The 8,885-nt window shown below is 29.4% G+C and carries 9 protein-coding genes; 4 read left to right on the top strand and 5 right to left on the bottom strand.

Features of this window, described 5'->3' with window-relative positions; all coding sequences use genetic code 11:
• Positions 1 to 177: 177 nt before the first annotated feature.
• Positions 178 to 807, bottom strand: a complete 630-nt coding sequence (locus ACYEKI_RS21005; protein WP_459213181.1) for a CatB-related O-acetyltransferase — start codon at positions 805 to 807, stop codon at positions 178 to 180.
• A gap of 346 nt (positions 808 to 1,153) precedes the next feature.
• On the opposite strand from ACYEKI_RS21005, the gene speB reads away from it, so the two are divergent.
• Entirely contained in the window at positions 1,154 to 1,933 is a 780-nt protein-coding gene (gene speB / locus ACYEKI_RS21000) for an agmatinase (protein ID WP_459213180.1), read from the top strand.
• 29 nt (positions 1,934 to 1,962) lie between these two features.
• Here the strand turns inward: speB and ACYEKI_RS20995 are convergent, their stop codons facing one another.
• The 3 genes from ACYEKI_RS20995 to ACYEKI_RS20985 all read right to left on the bottom strand — a co-directional run bounded on the left by ACYEKI_RS20995 (position 1,963) and on the right by ACYEKI_RS20985 (position 5,768).
• Positions 1,963 to 3,135, bottom strand: a complete 1,173-nt coding sequence (locus ACYEKI_RS20995) for an MFS transporter (protein ID WP_459213179.1) — start codon at positions 3,133 to 3,135, stop codon at positions 1,963 to 1,965.
• A gap of 151 nt (positions 3,136 to 3,286) precedes the next feature.
• Positions 3,287 to 4,564: an APC family permease gene (locus ACYEKI_RS20990; protein ID WP_459213178.1), complete on the bottom strand. Its 1,278-nt coding sequence runs from the start codon at positions 4,562 to 4,564 to the stop codon at positions 3,287 to 3,289.
• Between the two features lie 271 nt (positions 4,565 to 4,835).
• Complete coding sequence (locus ACYEKI_RS20985) at positions 4,836 to 5,768, bottom strand: AraC family transcriptional regulator (protein ID WP_459213177.1); 933 nt, start codon at positions 5,766 to 5,768, stop codon at positions 4,836 to 4,838.
• A 281-nt stretch (positions 5,769 to 6,049) separates the two neighbouring features.
• On the opposite strand from ACYEKI_RS20985, the gene ACYEKI_RS20980 reads away from it, so the two are divergent.
• The 3 genes from ACYEKI_RS20980 (at position 6,050) to ACYEKI_RS20970 (ending at position 7,826) form a co-directional block, all read left to right on the top strand.
• Positions 6,050 to 6,331, top strand: a complete 282-nt coding sequence (locus ACYEKI_RS20980; protein WP_459213176.1) for a hypothetical protein — start codon at positions 6,050 to 6,052, stop codon at positions 6,329 to 6,331.
• A gap of 243 nt (positions 6,332 to 6,574) precedes the next feature.
• Positions 6,575 to 7,210: a Crp/Fnr family transcriptional regulator gene (locus ACYEKI_RS20975; protein WP_459213175.1), complete on the top strand. Its 636-nt coding sequence runs from the start codon at positions 6,575 to 6,577 to the stop codon at positions 7,208 to 7,210.
• Positions 7,211 to 7,214: 4 nt separating this feature from the next.
• Positions 7,215 to 7,826, top strand: a complete 612-nt coding sequence (locus ACYEKI_RS20970) for a Crp/Fnr family transcriptional regulator (protein ID WP_459213174.1) — start codon at positions 7,215 to 7,217, stop codon at positions 7,824 to 7,826.
• A gap of 536 nt (positions 7,827 to 8,362) precedes the next feature.
• Here ACYEKI_RS20970 and ACYEKI_RS20965 read toward each other — a convergent pair.
• Positions 8,363 to 8,885, bottom strand: a 523-nt coding sequence (locus ACYEKI_RS20965) for a T9SS type A sorting domain-containing protein (protein WP_459213173.1), incomplete at its 5' end; no start/stop codon positions are given.

Here is an 8,885-nt window from a genome sequence, read left to right as displayed (position 1 = left end):
GTTCTCCTTTTTCTACTTGAGATACTACAGCCAGTTTAAAGCCTAAGTTATAATCCCGTTGGGTACGCTTTCTCTTGTTACTCTTGTGGTCCATAAAATAAGTCAATTTTGTATCAACTTATTTCAGGACGTGACATTACTTATAAAAAAGGCGACTAAATACAGTCGCCTTTTCATTTATTTAACGCTATACAATTCTTTTACATTTCCTGATGTAAGCAAGTGAACATATTTTGAGATTTTTTCTACTTCCCAATTCCACCATTTTATTTCTAATAATTTATCTATATCCTCTTGTTTAAATCTCTTTTTAATTTCTTTAGCTGGATTTCCTCCCACTATAGTATATGGAGCCACATCTTTTGTCACTGTAGCATTTGTAGCTATAATAGCCCCATCTCCTATTTTTACCCCTGGCATAATAGTAGCATTATATCCTATCCAGACATCATTACCTATTATTGTATTACCTTTATTAGGGTAACTTTTGTCTTTCATTGCCTGCTCCCATCCATTACCAAAAATTGCAAAAGGGTATGCACTTATTGCTTCAGAGAGATGATTTGCCCCATTCATTATAAAAGTCACATCAGAGGCTATCATACAGAATTTCCCGATGATTAATTGATCTCCTATAAAATCAAAATGATATTTTACGTTTTTCTCAAAATTAGAAACATCATCAAAATCATCATAATAAGTATAATCTCCTACTATGATGTTAGGATTAGTAATTATATTCTTTAAAAAACATAATCTGTTGTAATTCGTTAATGGAAACGCTATGTGTTTATCTGGTCCTGTCATTTTCTTTTTTTATTGTTTTTGATCAAGACAACACTTAAATAGATTACAATATTGGATATCATACGATATATCTTATATAGAGCTTATAAAAAAATCATAATTGATATGAGAAGTATATATAATCGCCTATTGCAAACCACCAAGTCTGTCTTTTTTTAAAATCTCCTTGATGTTCTTTTAGCGCTATATATTCATGATTTCTTGAAGTATGTTTATGGTTATTACAAAAGTATCATTTTCTGTAAAATCAGCTATCTAAATAACGCTATAATTGTTCTTAAACAAAGGTTAAAACTTTTATCCTTTGCATTATGTATTCTAAATTGTAGACGTACAATAAGCTATTATGAAAAAAATAATTCTCCAAGGAATTCAATTTGATAACAAATCATCATACTTACAAGGTCCTAAAAAAGCACCTCCTATTATTAGAGAAGTATTACATTGTGGATCTGCTAATTTATATGCAGAAAACGGAATTTCTATAGATACGCCTCTTATCGAAGATAAAGGGAATTTTGATATAGAAGCTTATTTTGACATTGAGCAAATCACTAAAAAACACCTTGAAGAAGATTCACGTATAGTAACACTGGGAGGAGATCATTCCATTACATACCCTATTTTAAAAGCTTATCATCAACATTACCCTTTAATTGACATCTTGCATATCGATGCACATGCTGATCTTTATGATAATTTTGAAGGTGACCCATATTCACACGCTTGCCCTTTTGCTCGAATTATGGAACAAAGATTAGCTGCGAGGCTGGTACAAGTAGGGATACGAACATTAAATACACATCAAGAAGAACAAGCAAAAAAGTTTGGTGTCGAAATTCATCAAATGAAAAATCTAGATTTAAGTACTATTCCTGATTTTAAAAATCCTTTATACATCTCTCTAGATCTCGACGGTATAGATCCTGCTTTTGCTCCTGGTGTCTCTCACCACGAACCCGGTGGATTAACGTCTAGGCAAGTTCTCTCTATAATTCAGAACTTAAATTGTGAAATTATCGGTGCAGATATAGTTGAATATAATCCTGATCGAGATGTACAACAGATGACCGCTTTTTTGGCAGCTAAGCTATTAAAAGAGATATTAGGAAAAATGCTGGAATAGCGATCTACCGTATCTCATTAATTAATAATTCATTGATTTACTTTAACAGATTTCTTCATTGATATAATCCCAAATAAAGGTCCTAAAGTCAATAGTATAAATACATATTCTGATGGTATTATTGTTAATACCCTAGTTATAAACTGAATACTAACTACTGTAATTAGAAACCCTATACAGTTTACTATAGTCAATGCTGTTCCTTTTATCTCTGCCGAGGCACTATGTGCTACCATTGTAGAAAAAAGAGGCGAATCTGCAATAACTACCATTCCCCAAAAAAGTAAAAACACAATAAACACCAACCAGGATTGTTGGTACATTATTGGCAAAAGCACACAACAAATCCCTGAAGCAGTCAATACTATTTTTGCTACTTTTTTAACTCCGTAAATATTGGAGGCATATCCACTAAGTATACAGGATAAACTACCCACTCCTATAATTATAAAAGACCACAAAGAAATATCAATATCCACATTTGTTCTTTCTACATACATTTGCAATAGTACTGGAATAAAAGCCCAAAAAGCATATAATTCCCACATGTGCCCAAAATAACCAAATGCTGCCGATCGAAAATTCTTATTCCTAAATACTTTAAAAAAAATAGTTATATCTAATTTTTGACTTGCACTTCTATGAGGTCCATCAGTTATTAAACTTATCATTAATACTCCTCCTAAAAGAGCTAAACTAGAAGTTGTATAAATCACCAATTTCCATGGTAATGTTCCAAAAAAACTTTTAACCAAATGAGGGAATCCTGTACCTAACACTAATGCTCCAACTAAAAAACCTAGAGAACGTCCTAAAGTTTTATTGTAGTAATCTGCTGCAATTTTCATCCCTACTGGGTAAATTCCCGCTAGGAAAAAACCGGTCAAAAAACGGAGTATAAGTAAACTTACTAGTGTTTGTCCTTCTATTACTATACCCCAATTAAATACGGATCCTAAAACTGCACTAATAAAAAATACCTTTGAAGGAGAAAAACGATCTGCTATATTAAAAAATGCAAATAACAGAGTACCTAAAATAAACCCCATCTGCACCATAGTAGTAAGATTTCCTAAAGCACTTTCTTGCAACTCAAAAGTATCTATAAGCTCTTGCATTATACTATTGCTTGCAAACCATAACGATGTACAGCAAAATTGTGCTAAAACTATTATAGGCAATATATACTTAGGTACTTTCATATTATTAATGTCGTATTCACAAATCTAACAGGTTTTTATACGGAAATATCTAGCCTTTTTTATTTTTTTAACACTATAATTTCCATAGAAAAAGCGTTGTAAAAAATATTTACAACGCTTTTTAAAATATTATTTATAATCAAGTTACCTTCTATTTCTGTGAAGTCTTTTTATAAATAAACTCCAAAAGAAAACTAGATAACACTATACTTATAGCAATTATAGTTCCTGTTAAGTTTGATTGGTATTGTTGAAAAACAAGTGCAATAAGAGCTGTAAAACATAATAAAGCTGCTACTCCAGGAATTATCATATTAGCATTTATTTCATTATGTTTTTTATAAGCTACTACATTAACCATTGCAAAAATCAATAAAAAGCCAATACTTCCCGCTGTAGATATACTCTCTAAATCTAATGTATTAGCTATAACTAAAGTTAATATAGCAGTAATTGCTAATCCTATAGGTTGATTCCAGCAGTATTTTGTCAATTCGTGAGGTAATTCATTTTCTGCTGCCAATTCATAACTCACTCTACTCCCTCCGTATAACGATGCATTAATTGCAGAAAAAGTAGAGATTAATGCAGCCACTGTTATTATTGAGAATCCTATCTTTCCTAGAAGAGGTTTAGCGGCTTCGGCCAAAACGTAATCTTGAGCTTTTGCAATCTCTCCAAATGGTAATGATCCCACCGTTATTATCGCTATAGTGATATATAACGCAATTACAAATAATACTGAAATGAAATATGCTCTAGAAATATTTTTCTTTGGGTTTTCTATATCAGGTGCTGCATTAGCTATCAACTCAAAACCTTCATAGGCTACAAAAATCACCATACCTCCTGTAATTAGTTCTAGTGGAGTTTCCCAATTTGTAGTCGCAAGTTGATCTAAATTCTCATTTCCTATCAATCCATAAATACCTATCACGACAAAGCTTAACAAAATGATAAGTTTTATAATCACTGCATAAGATTCTATCTCACTTACTACTTTAATACTATAGTAATTGATTGCTGTTGCTAAAACAATTACAAAACTAATATAGATATGAGCATCGACTTTAGCATTACCAGTAAGTTCAAAAAGATTAGGTGCATATGATCCAAAAGCACTTGCATAAAGAGACAACATAATAATATAACTAATCCATAATAAATTATTAAGTCCTCCACTAAAAACGCCTACACCAAAACCTTTGTTCATAAACTTTACAGTACCTCCACGATCTGGATAACTTTGAGATAATTTTGCATAAGAATATGAAGTTAAAAAAGCTATACATCCAGCTATTAAAAAAGCGATTGGAGTTCCTCCTTTTGCAAGATCAACGGCTAATCCTAAAACAGCAAAAATCCCTCCACCTACCATTCCTCCTATACCTATAGAAATAGCTTCTTTTAATCCTATTTTTGTATTCATTAAATTTATGTATTAGTTTATACTTTATGGCACAAATCGATTATTCAACTTCTATTATTATCAATAAAAATATAGTTTTTAACATTAAAGTATATTTAATTAATTCCTAATTCTTTATTTGAGTCCAAACTTTTTCAGCTATACTTCTATTCTGAATGAAATTTTTTATGTTCAATTGTTTTTATACAAAAAGCTCTTTTTATTATACTTCAAAAGCCTATAAATAATTACTTACAGGCTTTTTATCATCGATAAGTTAAAGGCTTATGCGCTACGCTACTTTTACCGGAATATAAAACTCTACTTTAAACAATTCTCCTTTTGGTTGTTCTGGATAAAGTTCAAAATATGGTTTGTCATCTGGAATGTAATTATTTTGTGGAAACCATTGTCCATATATCCATTCCCATATTTTTGGAAAATCAGGAGCAGTAATTTCACAAGAACAGACTAAGTATTGTCCTTCTTTGATACTCATTTTCCCTATTTTACCTTCAGTTTCTATTTGTTCAGGTATTGTTACACATAAACTCATCCGTTGTGTATCATTAAGCGTAACATTAGGATTATCATGATACATTATAAGGTATTTAAAATTCTCATCATTCATCAAACCTTTGGATGCTGCCCATGCAAAAAGTTCATTTCTATGCTTTTGATATAATTCATTATTTCCTTTATAAGGACCTAAACTACGGTTATATGCAACTACTATTTCTGGAATAGATTTTACTTCGACATTTTTAATAATTTCCATTGTGCTTGTCCATTTAATTGTTTTTGATTTTGGACAAAAGTATAGTGTGATGATATCCTTAGCTTGTTGATCTTTGCTATTTATTTGACTTAAATTGCTTTTTTTAATTTCTCCTTTTTTAAACGATGATGGTGGTTCATTAAAATATTTTTTAAAGTTTCTAGAAAAGATGGACAAATCCGAAAAACCACATTTATTAGCTATCACAGACAAGTTTTTATTAGGATCACTACTTATCATTGTTGCTGCTTTTTCTAAACGCAATCGCAAAATATATTCAAACGGAGATTCCTTTACAATACTTGAAAATAGTCTGTGAAAATGATATTTGGAAAAGTTTGATACTTGAGATAATTCTTCTAAAGAAAAAGATTTATCTAGATTATTATCTATATAATCTAAAGTTTTATTGATACGCTTTATGTAATATTCGTGTCTTGCTTGCACTTTTTATTTATCAATATTAACTTCTATTTCAAAGGTACTCGTTTTGTTTCTTATGATCAAAATCTTAATTATTCTTAACCCTCTTTAATTATTGTACTTGATAAAAACACATAAAAAAACACTACACACAACAAAAAACAAACAACTCAAAATCAATAAACTATAATGAAATGTACAGCTTTTTTAAAAACTATTATAGTTTTTGTAAAAATAGTTCCGTCTTTCCTTTTTGTTGAAATTATAGCTTTGATAAAAATATATGCTATAAATATTCTTAAAAAATGAAAAGAAAAATTATCCTATTCTTTGCATTATTAATTGTTAAGTTCACTTATGCTCAAACTGTTTATTTACAGGATTTGCCAATTACTGTAAATAAATCTAAAATTCACATGTTTAATAGACAATGGTGGTATTGGGATTATGATGTTGATACGCTACTCTTAGTATCAGTTGACGAAAGTGAAACTTGGCAAATAATAATTCCAAATACAACTCTTGCTAGAGGATCTGAAACTATTTTGTTCTATAATGCATGGTTGGAAGAATTGGTATACAAGTGAGAACAAGTATAATTAATTATTCAATCGATGGTATTAATTTGGAGTTCTTATAATGCCCCCTTTTCTCCCTAGATACAAACACATCGTATTAATACACAATAATCGTCTACACGTAATTGGTAGAGAGGTAAACTCTCGATCTCACAAGGATGTTTGGTATACAGAAGACGGTTTAACTTAGATATAAGCAACTACTGTTATCTCTGATACTAAACAACTCCTTATATTTTTTAATTAAAAATTATGCTTCACCCAACCTCAGATCTTTTTAATCATACTATAATCGAGCAAGATTTCAAACATGTCTTATTAAAATATGGAAATAAGCAGTGTTTCACTCAAAATAATATCATATTGTCTCCTTATAATTCTTCATCTCATATTGGATTCATAACTAAAGGAGTTATAAAAGTAACCTTTCAAGCATCTGAAAAAGAATTCTTTCTATTTTATCTCAATGCAAAAAACAACTTTATAATAAATGATATCAATATCATGTTAGAGACTCCATTACATGTGTCTTACACTGCTGCAACTGATGTTAAAATTTACTGGGTTCCAAAATCTTTATTTGATAAATGGATTACAGATTTCCCTATGCTTAAAAACCTTTGTTTATTAACTGCACAAGCTAATTTAGATTCTATATTAGAGAAATTAGCTTCTGTAAATTCATTCGTTTTAAAAGATCGTCTATTTAATTTTTTACGAGAATCAGCATTGCAATTAGAGACTGACACTTTAAAAATCCTCACAAAAACACTAGCTAACAATCTTAATTCTAGCTCACAAAGTATTTCCAGAGCTCTTAATCAATTGGAAAAAGAACTTAAAATACAACGAAGTCATAAAAAAATCACTATTTGTAATTACTATTAAAAACATGCTTAATTATTTTCCTCTTTTATTTCCTGATGAATTAATTCAAAAATTAACTTCTAAAGGTTATTATAAATATTATTTACCCGGAGATATCATTCTTACTGGTAAGCAAACACCTGATTTAAACTTTTTTTTGATTGATGGTCTCGTAAAAATTTATCTGGAAAAAATCGATAAAAAATTCTTTATTTCTTATCAAAAAGGTCATGATTTCTGTTTACTCAACTCATCCTCTGCCCTTTCTTCTTATGCAGAGAATTTTTCTTTTAAAGTGATTCATCCTTCAAAAGTTTTAATCTTGTCAAAAAGACATGTTTTTGATTACTGCCATCATTTTCCTTCTTTTAGAAAACACATTTTTGATTGTTATCAAAGAGAATACTTAATGATTATGGATAACCTAAAAAATAAATTAAATACCCCTTTATTAAATCATTTATTCAATTATTTAAAAATGAAATCAATTTTTCTTAATGACCATAAAATCCCCTATTCTATATTAGAAATTTCTGAAGATTTACAGTTTTCTAAAAAGTCTATTTCAAAAGGATTATCCCAACTTGAGCAACAAAAAAAAATTGTACGAAACATTAATACCATCACTATATTATAATATTGATTATGTAAGTTTCTCCTAAAAATGTCCCAGATTTGAGTATTAGTAAAAATTATAAAATCTGGGTTACTTTCTTTTAATTCTTTCTATATATTCATTGGACAGCATGTTTCCAATGAATTACCTTATCTTAAGTTTTTATAATTTCTTTTCTTAATATCAAACTTTTCTCGTTTATCTTCCAAAGAAAAGAATCATTCAATCTTTCTTTTTAATGTAAGTGTTATCTATTGATTCTTCTCATCTATAAATGTTTAGCCTTACTTTGTTTTTATAAACTCATTTGTCTAGAATTTTATTGATAAAATCACTTTCGTTATATTTTTTAATGCCTTTAAGAATACTACTCTAATTCTAAATCACCCTCTATCGAGACTGTTGTTTAATTCTTTTTTTATATAATTTGTCTTCATTAAATTTCTTCTACAGGAAATATCTATTTCTGATCATAACTAAAACAAAAAAGGGAATGTCTAAAAAATTAGACACTCCCTAAACTTAAAATAACTTATTAATTATTTATGACTTGAAGATTACTCAATAACCAACTTACGTTGTAGTTCTTGACCTTCATAATTTAGTTTATATACATAGATACCACTTGATAATACATGTTCTTCTGCTATACCATTCCAGTCAACAGTATGTAATACATTTCCTTTTACTGTATCTGATACAAAAGTGTATACTTTTTGTCCTAATACATTGTATAAACTAATGTCTACATGTCCATCTTCTGGGATACTATAACTGATTTGTGTAACATCGGTCATAGGGTTAGGTATATTTTGTCCTAAACTTAATCCTAATACACCGTTTAATACTACTTCTTCAGTTTCACTATTAGGAGTATAATTTAACACATAAGGTGCTTTCATTACTCCTAATAATATTGTATTATCAAAAGCTTCTTCATTATCTAAGGTGATTACTTGCTCTCCATCAAATAATTTAAAAATAACCTCTGCACTCTCATTGGCTCCTATTCCCATAAAATAGTGATATTGCCCATCAATTAATTGTGGTTTGGCTACACCTCTTACTTCATCTCCTATA

The sequence above is a fragment of the Aquimarina rhabdastrellae genome (assembly GCA_947387485.1).
GTDB lineage: Bacteria > Bacteroidota > Bacteroidia > Flavobacteriales > Flavobacteriaceae > Aquimarina.
This window is presented reverse-complemented; position numbering and strand designations above follow the sequence as displayed.